Here is a 22266-nt window from a genome sequence, read left to right as displayed (position 1 = left end):
TCCGCTGCAAGGAATCCCCCATGGCCGCCCGCAAGTCCACCGCTCCCCTCATCGAAGTCACCGCCCGCCCCGGCAAGCCGCTGGGCATGGCCCCGGCCACCTTCCTGCGCGACTTCTGGCAGAAGCGCCCGCTGCTGATCCGCAACGCCTTCCCCGATTTCCAGACCCCGGTGCAGCCGGAAGACCTGGCCGGCCTGGCCTGCGAAGAAGGCGTACTGGCGCGCCTGATCCAGCACGACAAGGCCCAGGACGGCTGGCGCGTGCGCAGTGGCCCGTTCCAGGAAGACGTGTTCCCCGCCCTGCCCGACCACGACTGGACCCTGCTGGTGCAGGACGTCGACAAGTGGGACCCGGACGTTCGCGCGCTGATCGAGCACTTCAACTTCCTGCCGCGCTGGCGCATGGATGACGTGATGATCAGCTTTGCCGCCACCGGTGGCTCGGTCGGCGCCCACGTCGACCAGTACGACGTGTTCCTGCTGCAGGCCCACGGCCACCGCCGCTGGCAGATCGACGCCAGCGAATCGATCAAGGGCAAGCGCCCGCCGCTGGGCTTCCGCCCGGACGTGGAACTGAAGCTGCTGCAGGTGTTCAATCCCACCCACGACTGGGTGCTGGCGCCGGGCGACATGCTGTACCTGCCGCCGAACGTGCCGCACCACGGCGTGGCCGAGGATCCGTGCCTGACCTTCTCCTTCGGCATGCGCGCCCCGGCCTCGGCCGAGCTGATCAGCGACTACCTGGATACCCTCATCGCCGATGCCGACGAGAACATCCGCTACCAGGACCCCGACCTGAAGGTGCCGGCCGACCCGAACGAAATCGACACGGTGGCGATGGCGCGGGTGATCACCGCGCTCAACGCCATCCGCATGAACGACCCGGACAAGCTGGGTGACTGGTTCGGCCGCTTCATCACCACCTACCGCGCTGCGGGCGAAGTGATGGCCCACCAGGCCGCCCCGGCCCCGGAGGAAGTGGTCCAGGCCCTGGCCTCGGGCCTGCTGCTGCAGCGCCACCCGTGGGCGCGCCTGGCCTGGCGTCGGGCCAAGCGCGGCGCCAGCCTGTATGTCAGCGGCCAGGATTTCGCCCTGCCGGTAAAGGACGCGCAGCGCCTGGCCGGTGCCGAGCAGCTCGACGCGGCGGCCTACCGTGGCCTGTCCGACAAGGGCCGCGCGGTGCTGCAGCAGCTGCTGGTTGGCGGCGTGTTCCAGCTGATCGACCCGAACGAGGTGTTTGACGCCGAGGACGAGGACGAAGGCGAGGACGCCGCGGTGCTGGGCGAAGTGGTCGAGGGCCAGGCCCAGGTAGCCGAACTCGACGAGGAAGTGGTCTCCGACGACGTGCACACCGTGACCGTCCACGACGACGGTATCGAGGTCATCGTCAACTTCGAAGACCACGACGAAGACGACAGCGACGCCGGTCGCGCCTGAGCCATGGCCACGATCCGGGTCCAGCAGGTCAGCCACGCGGACGCCCATGCCGCCATCCACGGCGTGCGGCAGCGGGTATTCGTGCAGGAACAGGGCATCGCCGCCGAACTGGAGCGTGATGCGCTGGACCCGGTCTGTGTCCACGTGCTGGCCCTGGACGCCGACGGCCAGCCCGTCGGCACCGGCCGCCTGGCCCCCGATGGCCGCATCGGCCGCATGGCGGTGCTGGCCAGCGTGCGCAACCAGGGCGTCGGCGACGCCCTGCTGGAGGCGCTGGTGCAAGCCGGTCGCCAGCTCGGCCTGGCCGAGGTGCACCTGCACGCCCAGCTGCCGGCGCGTGATTTCTACGCCCGTCAGGGCTTCCTGCCGGAAGGCGAGGAGTTCGAGGAGGCCGGCATCGGCCACCAGCAGATGCGCCGCCGGCTGGGCGTAGCCAGTGCCATCGACAGCCGCGCCGAGGCGGTGGCCATCACCACGGCCATCGTCCACCGCGCCCGTCGCCAGCTGTGGCTGCACAGCCGCCAGCTCGACCCCGGCTTGCTGGATGCGCCGCCGGTGCAGGCGGCCCTGCGCCGTTTCGTCACCGCCCGCCACGACAAGCAGCTGCGGGTGATCGTGCACGATGCGGCCGCGATTGCGGCTGCCGGCGCACCGCTGCTGGCCCTGGCCCAGCGCCTGCCCAGTGTGATCCAGTTCCGCGAGGTCAGCGATCCGATCGACCGTGCGCTGGCCTCGGCCGGCCTGGTCAATGACGCGGGCGACTTCTACTTTCGTCTTATCGGCCATCGCCTGGAGGGCGAAGCCGGAATCGCGCTGCCGGCACGTTCGCAGCCGTTCGAGCAGCAATTGCAGCGTGTCTGGGACCGTTCGCGCGATTGCAACGAACTGCGCGCGCTCGGCATCTGAGCGCGCTGTCCCGGACAAACCTGTCTGGGAGCGACACCGGGGGACGCGCAATGCCGCTGGCGGTGCCCCTTCGTGTCCGGATGGGGGTACAATTTGGCCGTTTGAACGCGCCCGTGCAGGGCTATTCATTTTCCTGCCGGGTCCTTCTGAAGCCATACCCCACAAAGCGAATCAGCACCCTCCATCGTGGACAATCAACTGAAGCAGTTTGCGCAATCTTCGCAACTCGCCGGCGGCAACGCCTCCTATGTCGAGGACCTGTACGAGCAGTACCTGGTCTCCCCGGATAGTGTCGATCCCAAATGGAAAACCTACTTCGACGGCTTCAAGGGCCGGGAAGCAGGCGACATTCCGCACTCGGCCGTCATCTCCCACATCGCGGACGCGGCCAAGGATGCGCTGAAAGCCGGCACCGGCACGGGTGCAGGCGACGAGCGTGAGCGCAATGTCGGTCGTCTGATCACTGCCTACCGTTCGCGCGGCCACCTCGATGCGCGCCTGGACCCGCTGGGCCTGACCACGCCGGTCAACACCCCGGACCTGGGCCTGCCGTTCCACAGCCTGTCCGACGTCGATCTCAACAGCGAGTTCAGCACCGGCGGCGTCGGCGGCCAGCCGCGCATGAAGCTGCGTGACCTGCTGGCGCGCCTGAAGGCGACCTACACCGGCTCGATCGGTGCAGAGTTCATGCACATCGCCGAAGTCGAGCAGCGCCAGTGGATCTACAAGAAGCTGGAACTGGCCGGTGGCAACTACCAGCTGGACGCTGACACCCAGCGCCGCACGCTGGAGCGCCTGACCGCCGCCGAAGGCCTCGAGCGTTACCTGCACACCAAGTACGTCGGCCAGAAGCGCTTCTCGCTGGAAGGCGGCGACTCGCTGATCCCGATGATGGACACCATCATCCGCAGCGCCGGCAAGGATGGCGTCAAGGACGTGGTCGTCGGCATGGCCCACCGTGGCCGCCTGAACGTGCTGGTCAACGTCCTCGGCAAGAACCCGCGCAAGCTGTTCGACGAGTTCGAAGGCAAGTTCGAGCACGACGAGCACGCTTCGGCCGGCGACGTGAAGTACCACATGGGCTTCTCGGCCGACGTGGCCACCGAGGGTGGCCCGGTGCACCTGGCGCTGGCGTTCAACCCGTCGCACCTGGAAATCGCCGACCCGGTCGTTGCCGGTTCCGTGCGTTCGCGCCAGGAGCGCCGCAAGGACACCGCGCGCAAGCAGGTCATGCCGATCCTCATCCACGGCGACGCGGCCTTCTCCGGCCAGGGCGTGGTCATGGAGCTGTTCCAGATGTCGCAGGCCCGCGGCTTCGCCGTCGGCGGCACCGTGCACATCGTGGTCAACAACCAGGTCGGCTTCACCACCTCCAACCCGCTGGATACGCGTTCCACGCGCTATGCCACCGACGTGGCGAAGATGATCGCCGCTCCGGTGCTGCACGTGAACGGTGATGATCCGGAAGCGGTCGTGTTCGCCGCGCAGCTGGCCTTCGAGTTCCGCCAGAAGTTCGCCAAGGACGTGGTCATCGATCTGATGTGCTACCGCCGTTGGGGCCACAACGAGGCCGACGAACCGGCGATCACCCAGCCGCTGATGTACCAGGTGATCCGCAAGCACCCGACCACCCGCGAGCTGTACGCCGAGCAGCTGGAAAAGGCAGGCGTGATCGCCGCCGGCGCCGGCAAGGCAATGGTCGATGCGTACCGCGACAAGCTGGACGGTGGCGAAGTGACCACCGAACTGGCCAAGGTCGAGAGGACCCCGCCGACCAGCCCGCTGTTCGTCGATTGGCCGAAGCTGCTGGAAGGCAAGCTGTCCGATGAAATCTCCACGAAGGTGGACAAGGACAAGCTGGTCGAGCTGGCCAAGCTGATCAACACCGTGCCGGAAGAAGTGCAGCTGCACTCGCGCGTGTCGAAGGTCTACGACGACCGCCGCAAGATGGCCGCCGGCGAGATCCCGGGCGACTGGGGCTTTGCCGAGAACCTGGCCTACGCCACCCTGCTGGACGAGGGCAATGCCCTGCGCCTGGTCGGCCAGGACGTCGGCCGCGGCACCTTCACCCACCGCCACGCGATCCTGCACGACCAGAAGACCGACAACTACTACCTGCCGCTGCGGCAGCTGGTGGATTCGCCGGAGAAGGCCACCATCATCGATTCGCTGCTGAGCGAAGAAGCCGTGATGGCCTATGAGTACGGTTTCTCGACCACCGATCCCAACACCCTGTGCATCTGGGAAGGCCAGTTCGGCGACTTCGCCAACGGCGCCCAGGTGGTGATTGACCAGTTCATCGCCGCCGGCGAAGCCAAGTGGGGCCGCATCTCTGGCCTGACCCTGCTGCTGCCGCACGGCTATGAAGGTCAGGGTCCGGAACACAGCTCGGCGCGCCTGGAGCGCTTCCTGCAGCTGTGCGCGCTGGAAAACATGCTGGTCGTGGTTCCGTCCACCCCGGCACAGGCCTTCCACATGCTGCGCCGCCAGCTGCACCTGACCACCCGCAAGCCGCTGGTGGTGATGTCGCCCAAGTCGCTGCTTCGCCACAAGCTGGCCGTGTCGACCCTGGACGAGCTGGCCAACGGCGAGTTCCAGCACCTGATCGGCGATGCCAATGCCGATGCCAAGAAGGTCAAGCGCGTGGTGCTGTGTTCGGGCAAGGTCTACTACGACCTGCTGGAAGACCAGACCAAGCGTGGCCAGGACGACGTGGCGATCATCCGCGTGGAACAGCTGTACCCGTTCCCGCGTGCGCTGCTGGCCGCCGAACTGAAGAAGTACGGCAAGGCCACCGACGTGGTGTGGACGCAGGAAGAACCGCAGAACCAGGGTGCGTGGTACCAGATCCGCCACCACCTGCAGTTCTGCCTGGCCGATGGCCAGAACCTGCACTACGCCGGTCGCGCACGTTCGGCTTCACCGGCTGCCGGTCACATGGCTGACCACGTCCGCGAACAGCAGCAGCTGGTCGCCGATGCACTGGTCAACCCGTTCAACGACACGTTCGCTGAATAATTCCTCCCCCTATTTAGAAGACAAACCAGGAAGCTCCCGCAATGGCCACCGAAGTCAAAGCCCCGGTACTGCCCGAATCCGTCGCCGACGGCACCATCGCCACCTGGCACAAGAAGGTGGGCGACGCCGTCAAGCGCGACGAAAACCTGCTTGACCTGGAAACCGACAAGGTCGTCCTGGAAGTGCCGTCGCCGGTCGACGGCGTGATCAAGGAGATCAAGTTCAAGGAAGGCGACACCGTGACCTCCAGCCAGGTCGTGGCGATCATCGAAGAAGGCGCCGTGGCTGCTGCCCCGGCTCCGGCCGCTGAAGCCGCTCCGGCTGCCGCTGCTGCCCCGGCCACTGCTGCTCCGGCCGCCGCCGCCGCCCCGGCCCCGGCTGCCAAGTCGGCTGCCGACGCGCTGCCGCCGGGCGCCCGCTTCACCGCCATCACCGAAGGCGTGAACCCGTCCGACGTCGACGGCACCGGCCGCCGCGGTGCGGTCACCAAGGAAGACATCGTCAACTTCGCCCGCAACGGCGGCGCCGGCAAGGCCGGTGGTGCACGTCCGGAAGAACGCGTGCCGATGACCCGCATCCGCAAGCGCATCGCCGAGCGCCTGATGGAGTCGAAGAACTCCACCGCCATGCTGACCACCTTCAACGAAGTCGACCTGTCCAAGGTGTCGGCGGCGCGCAAGGAACTGCAGGACGAGTTCGTCAAGGCACACGGCATCAAGCTGGGCTTCATGAGCTTCTTCGTGAAGGCCGCTGCCAACGCCCTGCAGCGCTTCCCGCTGGTCAACGCCTCGATCGACGGCGACGACATCATCTACCACGGCTACTCGGACATCTCGATCGCCGTGTCCACCGAGAAGGGCCTGGTCACCCCGGTCCTGCGCAACGTCGAGCGCATGTCGTTCGCCGATATCGAAAAGACCATCGCCGACTACGCCAAGAAGGCGCGTGACGGCAAGCTGGGCCTGGACGAACTGCAGGGCGGCACCTTCACCGTGACCAACGGCGGCACCTTCGGTTCGCTGCTGTCGACCCCGATCATCAACCCGCCGCAGAGCGCCATCCTGGGCATGCACGCCATCAAGGAGCGTCCGATCGCCCAGAACGGCCAGGTCGTGATCGCGCCGATGATGTACCTGGCCCTGTCCTACGACCATCGCATCATCGATGGCAAGGACTCGGTGCAGTTCCTGGTGGACATCAAGAACCAGCTGGAAAACCCGGGCCGCATGCTGTTCGGCCTGTAAGAGACCTCCCGCCCCTCCGCGCCTGCGCGGAGGGGTTCTGGTATAGCAACAAGGACTATTTCAATGGCTGAACAATTCGACGTCGTCGTCATCGGTGCCGGCCCGGCCGGTTACCACGCTGCCATCCGCGCGGCACAGCTGGGCCTGAAGACCGCCTGCATCGACGCAGCGCTGGGCAAGGACGGCAAGCCGGCCCTGGGCGGCACCTGCCTGCGCGTGGGCTGCATCCCGTCCAAGGCGCTGCTGGATTCCTCGCGCCAGTTCTGGAACATGGGCCACATCTTTGGCGACCACGGCATCAGCTTCAAGGATGCCAAGATCGACGTCGAAGCGATGGTTGGCCGCAAGGACAAGATCGTCAAGCAGTTCACTGGCGGCATCGCCATGCTGTTCAAGGCCAACAAGGTCGCCACCTACTACGGTTTCGGTGAACTGCAGCCGGGCAACGTGGTCAAGGTGAAGCAGCACGACGGTTCGGAAGTCGAACTGAAGGGCACCAACGTCATCATCGCCGCCGGTTCGGATTCGATCGAACTGCCGTTCGCCAAGTTCGACGGCGACGTCATCGTCGACAACGTCGGCGGCCTGGACTTCACCGAAGTCCCGAACCGCCTGGCCGTGATTGGCGCCGGCGTCATCGGGCTGGAACTGGGCAGCGTGTGGAAGCGCCTGGGCGCTGAAGTCACCATCCTGGAAGCACTGCCGGAGTTCCTGGCCGTGGCCGACGCCGAAGTGGCCAAGACCGCTGCCAAGGAATTCAAGAAGCAGGGCCTGGACATCCGCCTCGGTGCCAAGGTCTCCAAGACCGAGATCACCGGCAAGGGCAAGAAGAAGGAAGTCGTTGTCACCTACACCGACAGCGAAGGCGAGAAGACCCTGACCGTGGACAAGCTGCTGGTGGCCGTCGGCCGTCGCGCCGCCACCAAGGGCCTGCTGGCTGAAGGCACCGGCGTCAAGGTCAACGAGCGTGGCCAGATCGAAGTCGACGCGCACTGCCACACCGGCGTCAACGGCGTCTGGGCGGTCGGCGACTGCGTGCGCGGCCCCATGCTGGCGCACAAGGGCTTCGAGGAAGGCATCGCGGTTGCCGAACTGATCGCCGGCCTGCCGGGCCACGTCAACTTCGACACCATTCCGTGGGTCATCTACACCGAGCCGGAGCTGGCCTGGGTCGGCAAGACCGAGCAGCAGCTGAAGGCCGAGGGCATTCCGTACAAGGCCGGCAGCTTCCCGTTCGCCGCCAACGGCCGTGCCGTGGCGATGATCGAGCCGGCAGGCTTCGTGAAGGTTCTGGCCCACGCCGAAACCGATCGCATCCTGGGCATGCACCTGGTCGGCGCCAACGTGTCCGAGCTGGTGCACGAAGGCGTGCTGACCATGGAGTTCAGCGGTTCGGCCGACGACCTGGCGCGCATCTGCCACGCTCACCCGTCGCTGTCGGAAGTGGTGCACGACGCGGCAATGGCGGTCAGCAAGCGCGCCATCCACAAGGCGAACTGATCGGCTGCTGGTAGTGCCGGCCGCTGGCCGGCATGACTGGATACGAAAAACCCCGCTCAGGCGGGGTTTTTTGTCGCCTGCAACAGCGCCACGCGTGCAACCGACCGCTGGAAGGCGACTACCGCAGGGCCTCGGTGCAGCCGGTCGAAGTGAGTCCGCTTGGCGCCAACCAGATCCGGATCCGCTAGAGCATGCTGGGCGAAACCCTGTTCCACTCCCCCGGCGTCGATTACCGCTCCGCCGATGGCACCCTGCAGGTCGCCATCCGCCGCTGCGGCATCAAGGACAGCGGCTGTACTGTCACGGCCAAGGCCACCTCGCCCAAGGACGATCCGTGGCGGCCGGTGGTCGTGCTGCCCTACCGCGGCCAGAAGATCATGATGATGTACAGCGATGGCCAGCAGCAGGTCGTGCCTGCAGCCAAGTAGAGTCGAGCCGATGCGCGGCTGACCGGTGCAAAAAAGCAGCCGAGCGCAGGCTCAGCTCTACCCTTGCCGGGCCGGCGCCGCCGGCCTTGGCGCGTCATCACACACGCGGTGCTTGACCACGGTGTCACCCACCTTCCATTGCTTCACGACCCGGCATTTCTCCTTCGCTGCGGGCGCTTTCGAAGCTCGGGCGCCGGCCGCATCCGCTTCATCGGCAGCGGCCGCCTGCTGGCGCTCCAGCCACGCCGAGGTCGGCGCCGGTGACTGCGCCAGTGCGGGTCCAGCCAGCACGGCCAGCGCAACCATCAGCGGCGCCTTCATGCCGTCACCGCCGGGCCACCCAGCAGTCGTGCCGGCAGCATGAACAGTGCGCGCAGGAACGCGAACACCGCAGAGAAAGTGATGCCGACCAGGCGGAACGGCAGGCTCAGCAGCCAGACGAACGGCCAGGCAACCAGCGCCAGCAGCGCCAACGGCCAGCACAGCACGAACAGCAGGCACCACACGCCCAGCGCGAACAGGGTCTTCATGACGGTCTCCTTGGGCGGCACCCTGCCGCCTGTGACCACCCTGCCGCCCGCCCGCGGCCGCCGCAAACGGATTGCGACGAAACCGGGCTGGGGGCGATGAAACCCGGGAAATCCGCCGGGCATGGCCCGGCGCTACCTCCTCAGCGGCTGCCGCTGCTCAGGCGCAAGCCGACGCTGCTGGACCGATCACTGCCCCGGGCCTGTTCATGGCCCAGCAGCAGCGACAGGATCCAGCCGCGCGCGATGGACACGTCCACGCCGGCCGACAGCGACAGCAGATCGTCGTTGTAGCTGCGCATCGCCAGGCGGTAGTCCTGCGGACGCGCCCACTCAGCGTAGTTCAACGTCGCCTCGCCGCGATCCTGCAGCGCCTGCCGGTACCCGATGCTCCAGAACGGGCGCAGGCGCGCCTCGGCCGTTTCGACCGCGCTGCCTTCCAGGCCGAACGCCAGCGCGCGGCTGTCGACGACGTGGCGGCCGTAGGCCAGATCCAGTTCACCCAGCCCATGCTCGCGGTAGGCATCCAGCGTGCTGCGGCTGCCATCCAACCGTGCATAGCCACTCATGCGCATGCCCGACAGCACCTGCTCATAGCCAAGCGCCAGCGATCCGAACCACTGCGAACCCTCGCGACGGGCCACCGCGATCGCACCGGCATCGCGGCTCCAGCGCTGCAGGTCGAAGCGCAGGTCGCCGGTGGCCAGCACCGCATCGACGAACACGTGTTCGTTGCCGCGCCACAGGCCATACAACGCCAGCGAACGCTGGTCGGCCTGCAGGCGCGTACGCGCATCATCCTGCTCGCTGTCGTTGCGGCCGATGCTGCCGGCCACACCCCACAGCGCACTGTCGCCGAGGCGACGATCCACGCCCACGGTCAGGCCATCGCTGCGCAGGTCGTACCGCCCTGCCCCGCTCGGGCCACCCCGGCCATAGGTGGCCGAACCCGACGCCCAGGTGCCCCAGCCAGCGCGCAGCAGCGGACGCTCGTCATCCATCACCTGGCCCAGCGGCAGCGACGCCGCGTACGGTCCACGCGCGCCGGTCGACACCGACAGCGTATTGCTGTCCGCGTTGCCACCGGCACGCACCTGGCGCAGACGCTCGCGGATGTTGGCCTGCTGCGCGTTGGCGAAGCGCACGCTGGCGTCCACCTGGGCCTGCAGCAGCCCGGTTACGCCCGGGTCGCGGGTCGGGTCCGGGCGCACGTTCACCACCAGCACCAGTTCGACACTTGCTGCGGCATAGCTGCCCGCAGCGGCCTGCTCAGCGGTGATCACCACGCGACCTTCCCCGTGCACATGCACGGTACGGCCGTCGATGCTGGCCACCGCGGTGTCACTGCTGTGGAAGCTGAATGCACCCGGGCTGGCGCTGGTCGGCAGCGGCAATTCGAAGCTGCCCTGTTCCAGCAGGCGCTGCAGGTCGGCACTCCACGCCAGCACCGGCACCGCCAGCGCGATCTCGACGATGCGTTGCTGCTGCGGTGCTGCTTCATGGTTGGCATCGCCGTCCTGGTCCACGGTCAGCACGCACCGCCCTGCCGCCAGCATCGCGACGCGGGTGCCGCTGACGCTGCAGACCGCGAGGCTGCTGCTGCCAAAACGCAGCGGCTGGCCCGACGCGCCGCCCTGTGCGGAGACCTCGAAGCTGCCACCCTCGCTGTAGACCGGCGTTGCCGGGTCCACGCTGAAGGCAGTGATCGCCTGCGCGGCCTGCGCGATCCTCAGCTGGTAGCGCGCCACACCGGTGAAGCCGTAGGTATCGCTGACTTCCACGTCGAAATCGAACACGCCGGCCAGGGTAGCCACGCCCTGCAGCTGGCCGTCGCTGGACAACAGCACGCCGGGCGGCAGCGCGCCCGACATCAGTCGGAACGCATACGGCGCGGTACCGCCACGCGCCTGCAGGCGCAGGCTGACCGGGCCGGCCTGGGTTGCCGGCGGCAGCGGCGCTTCCTCCTCCTCGATCTGCGGCGGCGCCACGTTGAGTACGAAGGCGCGGCGCGCGCGGAAGGGACCGGTGCCGGAACTGCTGTCGGTCACCTCGACCTCGATCTCGAAACGACCCGCGGCGACCGGCGTACCCGCCAGGTGCCCACTGCGATCCAGACTGAGGCCCGTCGGCAGACTGCCGCCAACAATCGCGTAGGTGTAAGGCGCCGCGCCACCGCTGCTGGACAGCTGCGTGTCCAGCGCCGTACCGGCCACGGCCTGCGGCAACACGGCGGACTGCAGGACCACGGTGGGCGTGCCAATGGTGATCGTGATGCTGGCCGGCGCCGACGTGCGGAAGCCATCGCTGACGGTGTAGGTGATGCTGTCGATGCCGGCATAGCCTGCGGCCGGCGTGTAACGCAGCGTCATGCCCTGCACGTCAACCCGGCCATGCTGCGGGCCAACGGCCACCTGCACCTGCTCGGCCACACCGGCGAACGACAGCGGCAGCTCGACGGCGGCAGCCCCATAAGGCACCGCGATGCTGGAATCGGCCACGGCCAGAACCGGCAACGGCACCACCGTTGCCGAGGCAGACGACGCCGCGCCGCTGCCGTACTCGCTGCGTGCAACCACCACGAAACGGTAGGCGCTGCCGTTGGCCAAGCCACGCACGGTGATCGGCGAGCTCGTACCGGTTGCGCTGATGCCACCCGGCTGCGCGGTCACCGTGTAATCGACGATGGCGCCACTGCCGGCCGACGCCGCATCGAAATACACCTGCACCTGTCCATCACCGGCCACGCCGCGCACGTTGGCGACGGCCGACGGCAGGTCGGCGCCCACGCGTACGCCCGTGGTCGCCCCCACATTGGCCAGCGCCGCACGCGCTTCGGTGCCCTGTGCATTGCGCAGGCTGCCGGCCGCGGCCTGCAGCGATTCGACCTCAATGCCATCTTCGTCGCGGTCGTCGGCCTGCAGCGTGTACTGGAAGCGCAGCACGCTGCCCTGCGCATCCGTCTCCACCGCAGCCAGCGTGGCCACCCGACGCTGGCTGCCGATGCGCAGCAGCAGCTGCGGTGCAGCGCCGACCTGCAGGGCCTGGTCGAACTGCACCGCAAAGGACAACACCTGGCCGGCGAGGTAGCGGCCGACCGACGGCACCTGCACGGCGGTCACCGCCGGTGTACCCTGCACGGTGAGCGGGTCGGACGGCAACGATGCCGCGCCGGCACCCGCCGCATTGAAGGCGGTGACCACGAAGCGATGCGCGATGCCGGCCGGCAGCCCGTCGATGCGCAGCGGGCTGCCAGGGCCGCGCACGCTCTCCCCGCCCGGCAGCGCCTGCAGCAGATAGCTGTCGACCGCGCTGCCGCCATCGAACGTCGGCGCCTGGAAGCTCACGTCCACGCTGCCCGCATCAAGCACGACCGCGGTGATGCGCGGCGCGCCCGGCACCACGGCCAGCACAGTGAACGAGCGGCTGACGCGTGCTGCGGCATGGGTCGCGGCGTCACCCGCCTGGTCGGCATCGATGCTGCAGGTGCCTACCGCAAGCAGGGTCACCCGGCCATCGGCAGCGACGCTGCAGACCCGGTGCGTGCTGCTGGACAGCGCGACCGGCAGGCCACTGCTGGCGATGGCCAGCACCTGCGGCGTGCTGCCGAACGGCTGTGCATCGATCGCGTCGAACTGGATCTGCTGCTGCGCCATCGGCACCACGTCGTCCGATGCCGTGGACACCACGCCCAGCCCGGCCGCGGTACGTGCGGTGACCGTGAAGCGGTACGCGATGCCGTTGCGCAGGCCGGTAAACACCACCGGTGAACCGGTTGCCTGCTGCTGCAGGCCACCGGGCTGCGCGGTCACCAGGTAATCCAGCACCGGGCTGCCGCCATCCTGCGCCGGCGCTGCGAACTGAAGCGTCGCTGTGCCATCGCCTGCGACCACATCGGTGATGGACGGTGCGCCCGCCGGCTGCGCGCCGACCAGGATGCCGGCGGTGGTGCCGACGCCCGACAGCGTCAGCACTGCATCAATGTCATCGCTGCTTCGGATGCTGCCACCGGCCAGCTGCACGCCGTCGATGCCGATGCCATCCTCGTCGGACTGGCCAGGCACCACGGTGTAGCTGAAAGCCAGCTGGTTGCTGCCCGAGCCGGAGCGATAGCGCGCGGCCACCTGCTGGCCGCCGATCGACAGCAGCAGCGCGGGCATGCCCTGCACCGTGACCGGCTGGTCCATGACCAGCAGGAAGTCGAGGCTCGCACCGGCCAGGTAGCGGCCGTCGGCCGGTAGCAGCAGGCTGGTCACGCGCGGCACGGCCGGCATCGTCATCGGGTCGGAGCCGGCGGAGAACGCCCCCGGGCCCGTCGCGGTTCGTGCGCGGACGGCGAAGGTATAGGTCTCGCCGGCACGCAGGCGGTTCACCCGCACCGGACTGGATCCACCCGTGACCACCGCGCGCGTCGGCAGTGTCAGCACTTCATAGCTGGTGATGCTGCTGCCGCCATCACTGGCGGGCGCATCGAAGTAGACATCGACGCTGGTCGCGCCGATGCGTTGGACGCGAAGCAGGGTCGGCGCCGACGCCTGGGCGGCCACGACGGTGAAACTGCGCTCCAGCGGCTGCGCCGCACGCGTGCCGGCGTTGCCGGGCTGAAGCGCGCGCACCGTGCACGTGCCGAGCGCGGACAGGCGCAGGTTGCCTGCACTTTCCAGCACGCAGACCAGCGGAGTCAGGCTCTCGTACTCGACGGCCAGGCCGCTGCTCGCGGTGGCCTGCAATGCCAGCAATGAACCCAACGGCCGGTCGCCAGGCGCATCGAACTGGATCGTCTGCCCGGTCATCGGCGTGACCGCGGCGCTTGCCAGCGACGGCCGGCTGGCCTGGCTGCCGTTGTTGGCGATCACCTGGAACTGCACGGGCATGCCATTGGCAAGACCGGTCACCGTGATCGGCGACTGTGTGCCGAGCGCCCACTCGCCCGTGGACGCCATCACGGCGTACTCGACAATGGGGGCACCGCCCGTCTGCGCCGGTGCGGTGAAGCTGACCACGGCCTGGCCATCGCCGGCAGCGGCCACGACCTGGCCGGGGGCATCGGGCGCGACGGCTGCGATGCTGACTGTCAGCGGTTGGTGCGCGCTGGCGGCCGCGGCATCGGTGACCTCCACGCTGACGCTGAATGTGCCTGCGACCTGCGGCGTGCCATGCAGGCGGCCCGAGGTTTCAAGCACCAACCCGGCGGGCAAGGTGCCACTGTTGATGCCGAAGCTGTAAGGCAGGGTGCCGCCGCTGGCAGTCAGGTTGAAATCAACTACCGTGCCGACGGTGAACTGCTGGGCGGGCGGCATTTCCAGCTGAAGGGGCTGCGCGGCCTCGGCCGTGCAACGCAGCTGGACCGGACCAATGTAGGTTCCGCTGCTGATACGGACGTAAAGGCCGTGATTGCTCAGGAAACTGCTGGATGCGGTCCCCGAGTGCGTTCCCACGGACCCCGTATTGCTTCGGTAGTCCAAAACGATCTGCGACGTGTCTCGACTGCGCAGGTTGACCAGCTCGCTTCCGATCGGTGAACCGCCGATGTTGCCACCGGTGTCCGAAAAGCTCACCGATACCGACTCGCCGGGCAGGAAGTCTGCCGCAGCAAACCGGGTTGTGTAGCTGGTCGTGGCGCCCACCAGGTTGATGGCCTCGCAGGCTGCCGACGCCGCCTGCGCAACGCCCGTGCCCGCCAGCAACTGAAACAGCACCACGCACATCCAGACGACGCCACGCCCCAACCCACTCTTCCCTGCTGCCGCCGACATCGATCCGTTCCCCTTGAATGAAGGGGGCGCACGCGCCGCCCCATCGCCGCAGAAGCAGCGATGGGTCATCGGCTGTGATGTTTCCCCCTGGTACCGGTGCGGTAACGGCAGGTCACGGGGGAACTTGAGCACCAGGCATCGCCCGGCGCGGGGCCTACTCGAACGAACCGACCGAATCGTGCGACAGGTTGTCGAAGCGCGTGTATTCGCCGAAGAACTTCAGCTTGCACGAACCGGTGGGGCCACCACGGTGCTTGCCGATGATGATCTCGGCCAGGCCCTTGTCCGGCGAATTTTCCTTGTTGTAGTAATCGTCGCGGTAGATGAAGACGATCATGTCCGCGTCCTGCTCGATTGCGCCCGATTCGCGAAGGTCGGCCATCACCGGGCGCTTGTCGGTACGCGTTTCCAGCGATCGGTTGAGCTGCGAAAGCGCGATCACCGGCACGTTCAGTTCCTTGGCCAGGCCCTTCAGCGATCGCGAGATCTCCGAGATTTCGGTCGCGCGGTTTTCGCTGTTGCCCGGCACGCTCATCAGCTGCAGGTAGTCGATGACGATCAGGCCCAGGTCGTGCTCGCGCTTCAGGCGGCGGCACTTGGAACGCAGGATCTCCGGCGACACGCCCGGCGTATCGTCGATGAAGATCTTGGTTTCCTTCAGCATCTTGATCGCGCTGGTGACGCGGCTCCAGTCCTCGTCTTCCAGCTGGCCGGTACGCAGGCGCGAGGCATTGATGCGGCCGTTGGAGGAAATCAGGCGCATCGCCAGCTGCGATGCGGACATTTCCATCGAGAACACGGCCACGCCCTTCTTCGACTTGATCGCCGCATACTCGGCGATGTTCAGCGCGAATGTGGTCTTGCCCATCGCCGGACGCGCGGCAAGGATGATCAGGTCGGTCGGCTGCAGGCCGGCGGTCATCGCATCGAAGTCGGTGTAACCGGTCGGCAGGCCGGTGATGTTGCCGCCATTCTCGAAGCGGTTGCGCAGTTCTTCGAACGCATCCTTCAGCGCGCCGGGCATGGCTACGAAGTCGGTGCGGCCGCGCGCGCCCTGTTCGGCGATGGCGAACACGCTCTTTTCGGCCGAGGCCAGCAGTTCGCTGCTGTCGCGGCCTTCGGGCTGGAAGCCGTCGTTGACGATGTCGGTGCCGACCTGGATCAGCTGCCGCAGCACCGCCTTGTCACGCACGATCTCGGCGTAGGCCACGATGTTGGCCGCCGACGGCGTGGTGCTGGCCAGCTCGATCAGGTAGGCGCCATCGCCGACCAGCTCCATCTTGCCCTGCGATTCGAACCACTCGCCCAGGGTCACCGCATCGAACGGACGCTCGCGCTCGGACAGCTCGCGGATCGCCCGGTAGATCATCTGGTGGTCGCGGCGATAGAAATCGGTCTCGGTCAGCTGGTCGTTGACCCGGTCGTAGGCTTCCGGGGCCAGCATCAGGCCACCCAGCACCGCCTGTTCGGCTTCCACCGAGTGCGGCGGCACGCGCAGCTGGTCGATGCGCGATTCGTCGCGATCGCGGTCGAAGCCATCGCCGCGCTCTTTGCGGTTGGAACGGAAGCCGGAACGGGCGGACATGCTGCGGTGTTTCCTGCGAAAGTGGGCCAGACGAGTGTAGGCATGCGCCGACCCCGGCGGCCATGGACAAGCCTGTGGATAAGCCGTGGGCGAACGGGGGATATCCGCCGCTGTGCGACGTGCCTGTCCGGCCTGTGGAGACCCATTATCGCATGGGGTCAGAGCCTGCCGCTGCGCGACGGGATCCGACCCCGGCAGAAAGGGGTCGGATCCCTCTGCGCAGCAGAGGGCTCTGACCCCGAAAGCAGCGTCAGTCGCCCTTGGCGTGCACCGCGATCAGCTGCAGGAAGCGGTCCACATAGCCCTGCAGGAACTTATGCGTGCCCTCGTTGTGGATCGTGCCGTCGGCGCCGATCAGCTCATCCTTGAAGTGGATGAACGCCTCCGGCTGGCCGAGCACGTGCATGTCCAGGAACGCCAGGCTGTTGCGCAGGTGCTGCTGGGCCACCGCCGTGCCGATCTGGCCGATGGACGCGCCGATCACCGCCGCCGGCTTGCCCCCGAAGGCGCTGTCACCATAGGGCCGCGAGCCGATGTCGATCGCGTTCTTCAGCACGCCGGGCACCGAGCGGTTGTATTCCGGGGTAACGAACAGCACCGCGTCGGCGCCGCGCACCTGGTCCTTCAGCCGCGTGCCTTGGGCCGGGTAGCTGCCGTCGAAATCCTGGTTGTACAGCGGCAGGTCGTCGATGCGCACGTACGTGAAGCGCGCACGATCGCCGGCCAGCTTTTCCAGGGCCAGCGCGAGCCTGCGGTTGCAGGATTCCTTGCGCAGGCTGCCAACGAAGACCGCGATGGTGGGAACGGGCATGGCGACACACTCCTGACGGGGGGAAAGGGCCAGCCTAGCGGCCGGCCCGATGCGCCCCGGTGAAGATCAGCCGCGTGCCACGCCCGCCCGCACCTGCCGCCAGTGGTCCTGCCATGCCTGGAACATCAGCACGTTCCACAGGTGGGTATGCCACTTGCGCTGGCCGCCCAGGAGCTGCTGCCACAGCGGCTGCACGGCGGCCGCCGACAGCACGCCTTCGCGTTCCAGCCGCGCCGGCTGCAGCAGGTCATCGGCCCACGGCCGCAGGTCGCCGTTCAGCCATTCACTCACCGGCGCGCCGAAACCACGCTTGGGACGGTGCACCATCGACTGCGGCACATAGCGGCCCAGCACGCGCTTGAGCAGCACCTTGCTGGTGTCCTCACTGCGCTTGAAGTCCAGCGGCAGCGACCAGGCGAATTCAGCCACGCGCCAGTCCAGCAGCGGCGCCCGTGCCTCCAGGCTGACCGCCATCGAGGTGCGGTCGACCTTGCACAGCAGGTCGTCGGGCAGGTAGCTGACAAAATCAGCCAGCATCATCGCGTCGGCCGGGGTGCCGGCACCGTGCAGCGGGTCGGCCAGGTCGTAGAAGCTGCCGGCCTCGCGCGCACCGATCACCGCCGCCGCCGGGTCGCGCCAGCGCGAGATGCGGTTGCGGTAGACATCGCCGATGCCGCGCGCGCCGGTCTCGGCCAGCAGCGCGGCCAGGCCGCCGATGCGCGAGGATTCGCCCTGCTGGTGCGCACGCGCGCCCATCCAACGCCGCAACGGCGCCGGCACGCGGCCCAGCATCTGCCAGTTGCGCAGCGCGCGTACGTAGCGGGTGTAGCCGAAGAACAGTTCGTCGCCACCATCACCGGACAGGGCCACGGTCACGCCCTGCCGCGCCAGTCGCGCGACCAGGGCGGTCGGCACCTGCGAGGCATCGGCGAAGGGCTCGTCGAACATCGCCGGCAGCTGCGGCACCACCGCCAGCGCATCGGCGCCACTCACGTACAGCTCGGTGTGGTCGCAGCCCAGGTGCCCGGCCAGCTCCTTGGCCAGCGGCGCCTCGTCATGGTGCGAGCCGCTGAAGCCGATGCTGAAACTGTGCACCGGCTGCGTGCTCTGCGCCTGCATCAGCGCGGCCACCAGCGACGAATCGGTGCCACCGGACAGGAACACGCCCACCGGCACGTCGGCCACCATGCGCAGCGCCACGGCATCGCGCAGCAGGCCGTCCAGCTGTTCCTCGGCCTCCTCGATGCGGCCCTGGAACGGTGCGGCCAGCGCCGCCTGCATGCGCGCGCGCGCATCCCAGTACGGGCGCTGGGCCTGCTCGGGGCGGTGCGCGGCGGCACCGGCGGCCACCATCGCCGCATCCAGGCGCAGCACGCGGCCCGGCATCAGCTTGTAGCAGCGCTGGTGGATGCTGTGCGGGGCCGGGATGTAATCCAGGCGCAGCAGCAGGGTCAGCGCATCGCGGTCGATGTCGTTGTCGAAGTCCGGGTGCTGCCACAGCGCCTTCAGCTCCGAACCGAAGACCAGGGTGTCGCCGGCCCAGCCGTAGTACAGCGGCTTCTTGCCGACCCGGTCGCGGGCCAGGTACAGGCACTGCTCCTGGCGGTCCCAAAGGGCGATCGCGAACATGCCGTTGGCGCGCTGCAGGGTGTCCTCGACGCCCCACTGCAGGATCGCGGCCAGCAGCACTTCTGTATCGGAATGGCCGCGGAAGGCATGGCCCAGCGGCTCAAGCTCGGCGCGCAGCGCGGCGAAGTTGTAGACCTCGCCGTTGTAAGCCATCACGTAACGGCCGTCAGCCGAGGCCATCGGCTGGTGGCCCAGCGGTGACAGGTCGAGGATGCTCAGGCGGCGATGGGCCAGGGCAATGCCGGCGCTGGCGTCGACCCAGGTGCCGCCGTCATCCGGCCCGCGGTGGTGCAGCGCCTGCCCCATGGCCAGCGCCTGCGCCTGCAGCACCTCGTCCGGCGACTGCGGCGCCGGCAACAACATTCCCGCCAATCCACACATGCATCAGGGTTCCTGCGCCAGGTCGAGGGCGGCGCCAATCACCGCATTGTCGCTTGGAAGCCCGAACATTGCTGCCCCCGCCAGCGGCGTATAGGTATCGGCGCCGCAGACCCGCCGCAGCGGCAGGTGGCCATGGCCGGCCTCGACCAGGGCGGTGACCACGCCCTCGCCCACCCCGCCGCTGTGCCGGCCCTCGTCCAGCACCAGCACCCGCCGCGCCGTGGCCGCCTGGGCCGCGATGAAGCCGGCATCCAGCGGCACCAGCCAGCGCAGGTCCACCACCCGCACCTGCCAACCCGTCTGCGCCTGTATGGCCGGCACCGCGCGCAGCGCCATCGGCACGCCATTGCCGTAGGTGAACACCACCAGATCGTCGGCGTCGGGCGCATAGACCCGGCCCTCGCCCAGCACCAATGCCTGCCCCGCCGCCGGGTAATCGAACAGCCACTGGCCATCGCCGGGCGCGTGCAGGTCCTTGCTCATATACAGCGCGATCGGTTCCAGGAACACCGCCACCCGGCCGTCCACCCGGGCCAGCGCCGCCAGCGTGCGCAGCATCATCACCGCATCGTCGCCGCGCGACGGGCAGCCCACCACCAGGCCGGGGATGTCGCGCAGCGCGGTGATCGAGTTGTCGTTGTGGAAGTGGCCGCCGAAGCCCTTCTGGTAGCCCAGGCCGGCCACCCGCACCAGCATCGGGTTGCGGAACTGGTCATTGGAGAAGAACTGCAGCGAACAGGCTTCGCCGCGCAGCTGGTCGATGGCGTTGTGCAGGTAGGCCAGATACTGGATTTCCGGGATCGGCAGCAGGCCCATGTTGGCCAGGCCCTGGGCCATGCCCAGGATCATCGTCTCGTCCAGCAGGGTGTTGAACACCCGGCGCGGCCCGAAGCGGCGCAGCAGGTCCTTGGTGACGGTGTAGACGCCCCCCTTCTGCGCCACGTCCTCGCCGAACAGCAGCGCCTGCGGATATTTGCACAGCAGTTCCTGCAGGCCGTGGTTGATCTGCACGGCCAGGTGCCGCGGCGGCTGCCGCTCGGGCAGCGCATCGGCTCCGCCGTACAGGGCTTCGCGCGCCTCAGCCGGTACCGGGCTCTGCGCCTCGGCCATCACCGCTGCGGGCGTGTACGGCGCCAGCGGCGCGACCACTTCATCCAGCGACTGCAGCTTGGGCCGTCCTTCGGCGTCGGCCGCCGCCGACAGGCAGCGCGCGCGCAGGGTCTCGTAGGCGGCCTCGATGCCGGCGGCATCCATCCAGCCCGATTCCAGCGCGATCTGCGCCGACCGCAGCAACGGGTCCTGGGCCTCAGCCGCGCACAGGTCGGCCAGCGTACGCCACTCCACTTCGAAGTCAGTGCCGGCGTGGCCCATCAGCCGCGTGGTACGCAGATGAAGGAACGTCGGCCGGCGGGTACGCCGGCAATGCTCCACCGCCGCCTGCACCTGTGCATGACCTGCCGCCAGATCCAAGCCATCGGCGTAGTAGTAGTCCAGCCCCGGCTGGCGGCTGAAGCGCTCGGCGATCCAGCCCTCCGGGGTCTTTACCGAAATACCCAGGCCGTTGTCCTCGCAGACGAACAGGATCGGCGCGGGCAGCTTCTGGTAGGCCGACCACATCGCCGTATTGAAGGCGGTCTGCGCGGTGGCATGGTTGGCCGAGGCATCGCCGAAGGAGCACAGCACGATGCTGTCGGCAGGGATCGGCAGCGGCTGGCCCAGGCGCTTGCCGCTTTCGATGGCCAACGCGGTGCCCAGTGCCTTGGGCAGGTGCGAAGCGATGGTCGAAGTCTGCGGCAGCACCCACAGCGGGCGGCTGCCCCAGACCTTGTGGCGGCCACCGCTGGCCGGATCGTCGGCACTGGCGGCGAAGGACAGCGCCGCGTCACGCAACGGGTCCAGGCCCGGCACCTGCCGCGCGCGCTCGGCCATGAATGCGCCGGAGCGGTAATGCAGGAACGCCGGATCGGTATGCCGGCAGGCCCGTGCCAGCAGCGCGTTGCCTTCGTGGCCGGACGAGCCGATGGTGTAGAAGACCCTGTTCTGTACGCGCAGTACGCGCGCCATCAGGTCCAGCTGGCGGCTGGCCAGCTGCGAATCGAACAGCTCGGCGAACACCGCTGCGGTCAGCGTGCTGCCCGGCAGGATCGGCGCATCCGGCGCCGGCTTCGGACGCGGCAGCCCACGCCAGCTGCGCACTGCCTCGAGGAAATTGACGTCGCACACTTCGGCGCGGTTGAGCACGCGCATGCGCGCGGGGATCGGATCGGGAACCACAGCAAACATCGAACACCCTCCGTGTCGTTGTTGCATTCCGCCGGGCGTGGCCCGGCGCTACCGTGCCGGGCTGGACTCTACGAGCGTGCGTCCAACCGCGCGCGTACCTCGGGCGTAACCGCGGGCATCGCCACGAAACGCGGCTGCTCGCGCACCCGCTGCAACCAGGCACGCACTTCCACGAACGGCTGCAGGTCGATGCCACCGTCTGCGGCGACATCGGTGTAGGCGAACAGCGCGATGTCGGCGATGCCGTACTCGCTGCCGGTGAACCACTGCGCCTGCCGCAGGTGCTGCTCCATCACCGCCAGCGCGGTCGCGGCGCGCTCATGCAGGCGCGGCAGCTCGGCCCGGCGCGGCGAATCGGCATCGGTCCAGCCACGGATGAAGCGCGCCACGGCCACGCAGGGTTCGTGGCTGTACTGCTCGAAGAACATCCAGCTCAGCGCCTGCGCGCGTTCCCAGCCATCGGTGGGCAGGTAGGGCGTGCCTTCGGCCAGCCAGAACAGGATCGCGTTGGATTCGGTCAGCACGCGGCCATCGTCGCGCACGATCAGCGGCACCTTCGCATTCGGGTTGAGGGCCAGGAATTCAGGCGAATGGGTCTGCCCATGCGCACTGTCCACTTCCACCCAGCGGTAGCGGCTGCCGAGCTGCTCCAGCAGCATCCGCACCTTGTGGCAGTTGCCCGACACCGACATGCCGTGCACCGTCAACGGAACGCGCTCTTCCACCATTGCCTGCTCCAGGACATCCCGGCCGACGGCCGGCTGC

At 68.1% G+C, this 22266-nt stretch carries 14 protein-coding genes; 6 read left to right on the top strand and 8 right to left on the bottom strand.

Features of this window, described 5'->3' with window-relative positions; translation table 11 throughout:
* The first annotated feature begins 20 nt into the window (after window positions 1–20).
* From NQ204_RS02870 to NQ204_RS02845, 6 genes are all read left to right on the top strand, one after another.
* A complete protein-coding gene (locus NQ204_RS02870) occupies window positions 21–1436 on the top strand; it encodes a ribosomal protein uL16 3-hydroxylase (protein WP_256643025.1) in 1416 nt (471 codons plus the stop codon).
* A gap of 3 nt (window positions 1437–1439) precedes the next feature.
* A complete protein-coding gene (locus tag NQ204_RS02865) occupies window positions 1440–2342 on the top strand; it encodes a GNAT family N-acetyltransferase (protein ID WP_256643024.1) in 903 nt (300 codons plus the stop codon).
* A gap of 186 nt (window positions 2343–2528) precedes the next feature.
* A complete protein-coding gene (locus NQ204_RS02860; protein WP_256643023.1) occupies window positions 2529–5360 on the top strand; it encodes a 2-oxoglutarate dehydrogenase E1 component in 2832 nt (943 codons plus the stop codon).
* 41 nt (window positions 5361–5401) lie between these two features.
* Complete coding sequence (gene sucB / locus NQ204_RS02855) at window positions 5402–6604, top strand: dihydrolipoyllysine-residue succinyltransferase (protein WP_256643022.1); 1203 nt, start codon at window positions 5402–5404, stop codon at window positions 6602–6604.
* Window positions 6605–6667: 63 nt separating this feature from the next.
* On the top strand, window positions 6668–8104 hold the full coding sequence (lpdA, locus tag NQ204_RS02850) for a dihydrolipoyl dehydrogenase (RefSeq protein WP_256643021.1): 1437 nt from the start codon (window positions 6668–6670) through the stop codon (window positions 8102–8104).
* 191 nt (window positions 8105–8295) lie between these two features.
* Window positions 8296–8532: a hypothetical protein gene (locus NQ204_RS02845; protein ID WP_116864057.1), complete on the top strand. Its 237-nt coding sequence runs from the start codon at window positions 8296–8298 to the stop codon at window positions 8530–8532.
* 57 nt (window positions 8533–8589) lie between these two features.
* Here the strand turns inward: NQ204_RS02845 and NQ204_RS02840 are convergent, their stop codons facing one another.
* The 8 genes from NQ204_RS02840 to NQ204_RS02805 form a co-directional block, all read right to left on the bottom strand.
* Window positions 8590–8853, bottom strand: coding sequence for a hypothetical protein (locus NQ204_RS02840; protein WP_256643020.1), 264 nt, complete (start codon window positions 8851–8853; stop codon window positions 8590–8592).
* A complete protein-coding gene (locus NQ204_RS02835; RefSeq protein WP_116864059.1) occupies window positions 8850–9062 on the bottom strand; it encodes a hypothetical protein in 213 nt (70 codons plus the stop codon). Before NQ204_RS02835 ends, NQ204_RS02840 begins: the two co-directional genes overlap by 4 nt.
* A 140-nt stretch (window positions 9063–9202) precedes the next feature.
* Window positions 9203–14356, bottom strand: coding sequence for a fibronectin type III domain-containing protein (locus NQ204_RS02830; protein WP_256643019.1), 5154 nt, complete (start codon window positions 14354–14356; stop codon window positions 9203–9205).
* A 610-nt stretch (window positions 14357–14966) separates the two neighbouring features.
* Complete coding sequence (locus NQ204_RS02825; RefSeq protein WP_108758252.1) at window positions 14967–16397, bottom strand: replicative DNA helicase; 1431 nt, start codon at window positions 16395–16397, stop codon at window positions 14967–14969.
* A gap of 250 nt (window positions 16398–16647) precedes the next feature.
* The gene (locus NQ204_RS02820; RefSeq protein WP_256643018.1) at window positions 16648–17208 is read right to left on the bottom strand and encodes an NADPH-dependent FMN reductase; all 561 of its coding nucleotides are present in this window, start codon (window positions 17206–17208) and stop codon (window positions 16648–16650) included.
* 66 nt (window positions 17209–17274) lie between these two features.
* Window positions 17275–19218, bottom strand: a complete 1944-nt coding sequence (gene asnB, locus NQ204_RS02815; RefSeq protein ID WP_256643017.1) for an asparagine synthase (glutamine-hydrolyzing) — start codon at window positions 19216–19218, stop codon at window positions 17275–17277.
* Between the two features lie 3 nt (window positions 19219–19221).
* On the bottom strand, window positions 19222–21501 hold the full coding sequence (locus NQ204_RS02810) for a transketolase C-terminal domain-containing protein (protein ID WP_256643016.1): 2280 nt from the start codon (window positions 21499–21501) through the stop codon (window positions 19222–19224).
* Window positions 21502–21569: 68 nt separating this feature from the next.
* Entirely contained in the window at window positions 21570–22229 is a 660-nt protein-coding gene (locus NQ204_RS02805) for a glutathione S-transferase family protein (protein WP_256643015.1), read from the bottom strand.
* Window positions 22230–22266 lie beyond the last annotated feature (37 nt).

The sequence above is a fragment of the Stenotrophomonas testudinis genome (genome assembly GCF_024499815.1).
Lineage (GTDB): Bacteria > Pseudomonadota > Gammaproteobacteria > Xanthomonadales > Xanthomonadaceae > Stenotrophomonas.
This window is presented reverse-complemented; position numbering and strand designations above follow the sequence as displayed.

Bases quoted from the DNA above. Each gene is read 5' to 3' on its own strand.
- NQ204_RS02870 (WP_256643025.1), top strand. From the start codon at position 21: ATGGCCGCCCGCAAGTCCACCGCTCCCCTCATCGAAGTCACCGCCCGC.
- NQ204_RS02865 (WP_256643024.1), top strand. From the start codon at position 1,440: ATGGCCACGATCCGGGTCCAGCAGGTCAGCCACGCGGACGCCCATGCC.
- sucB (WP_256643022.1), top strand. From the start codon at position 5,402: ATGGCCACCGAAGTCAAAGCCCCGGTACTGCCCGAATCCGTCGCCGAC.
- lpdA (WP_256643021.1), top strand. From the start codon at position 6,668: ATGGCTGAACAATTCGACGTCGTCGTCATCGGTGCCGGCCCGGCCGGT.
- NQ204_RS02845 (WP_116864057.1), top strand. From the start codon at position 8,296: ATGCTGGGCGAAACCCTGTTCCACTCCCCCGGCGTCGATTACCGCTCC.
- NQ204_RS02840 (WP_256643020.1), bottom strand. From the start codon at position 8,853: ATGAAGGCGCCGCTGATGGTTGCGCTGGCCGTGCTGGCTGGACCCGCA.
- NQ204_RS02835 (WP_116864059.1), bottom strand. From the start codon at position 9,062: ATGAAGACCCTGTTCGCGCTGGGCGTGTGGTGCCTGCTGTTCGTGCTG.
- NQ204_RS02830 (WP_256643019.1), bottom strand. From the start codon at position 14,356: ATGCCGCCCGCCCAGCAGTTCACCGTCGGCACGGTAGTTGATTTCAAC.
- NQ204_RS02825 (WP_108758252.1), bottom strand. From the start codon at position 16,397: ATGTCCGCCCGTTCCGGCTTCCGTTCCAACCGCAAAGAGCGCGGCGAT.
- NQ204_RS02820 (WP_256643018.1), bottom strand. From the start codon at position 17,208: ATGCCCGTTCCCACCATCGCGGTCTTCGTTGGCAGCCTGCGCAAGGAA.
- asnB (WP_256643017.1), bottom strand. From the start codon at position 19,218: ATGTGTGGATTGGCGGGAATGTTGTTGCCGGCGCCGCAGTCGCCGGAC.
- NQ204_RS02810 (WP_256643016.1), bottom strand. From the start codon at position 21,501: ATGTTTGCTGTGGTTCCCGATCCGATCCCCGCGCGCATGCGCGTGCTC.
- NQ204_RS02805 (WP_256643015.1), bottom strand. From the start codon at position 22,229: ATGGTGGAAGAGCGCGTTCCGTTGACGGTGCACGGCATGTCGGTGTCG.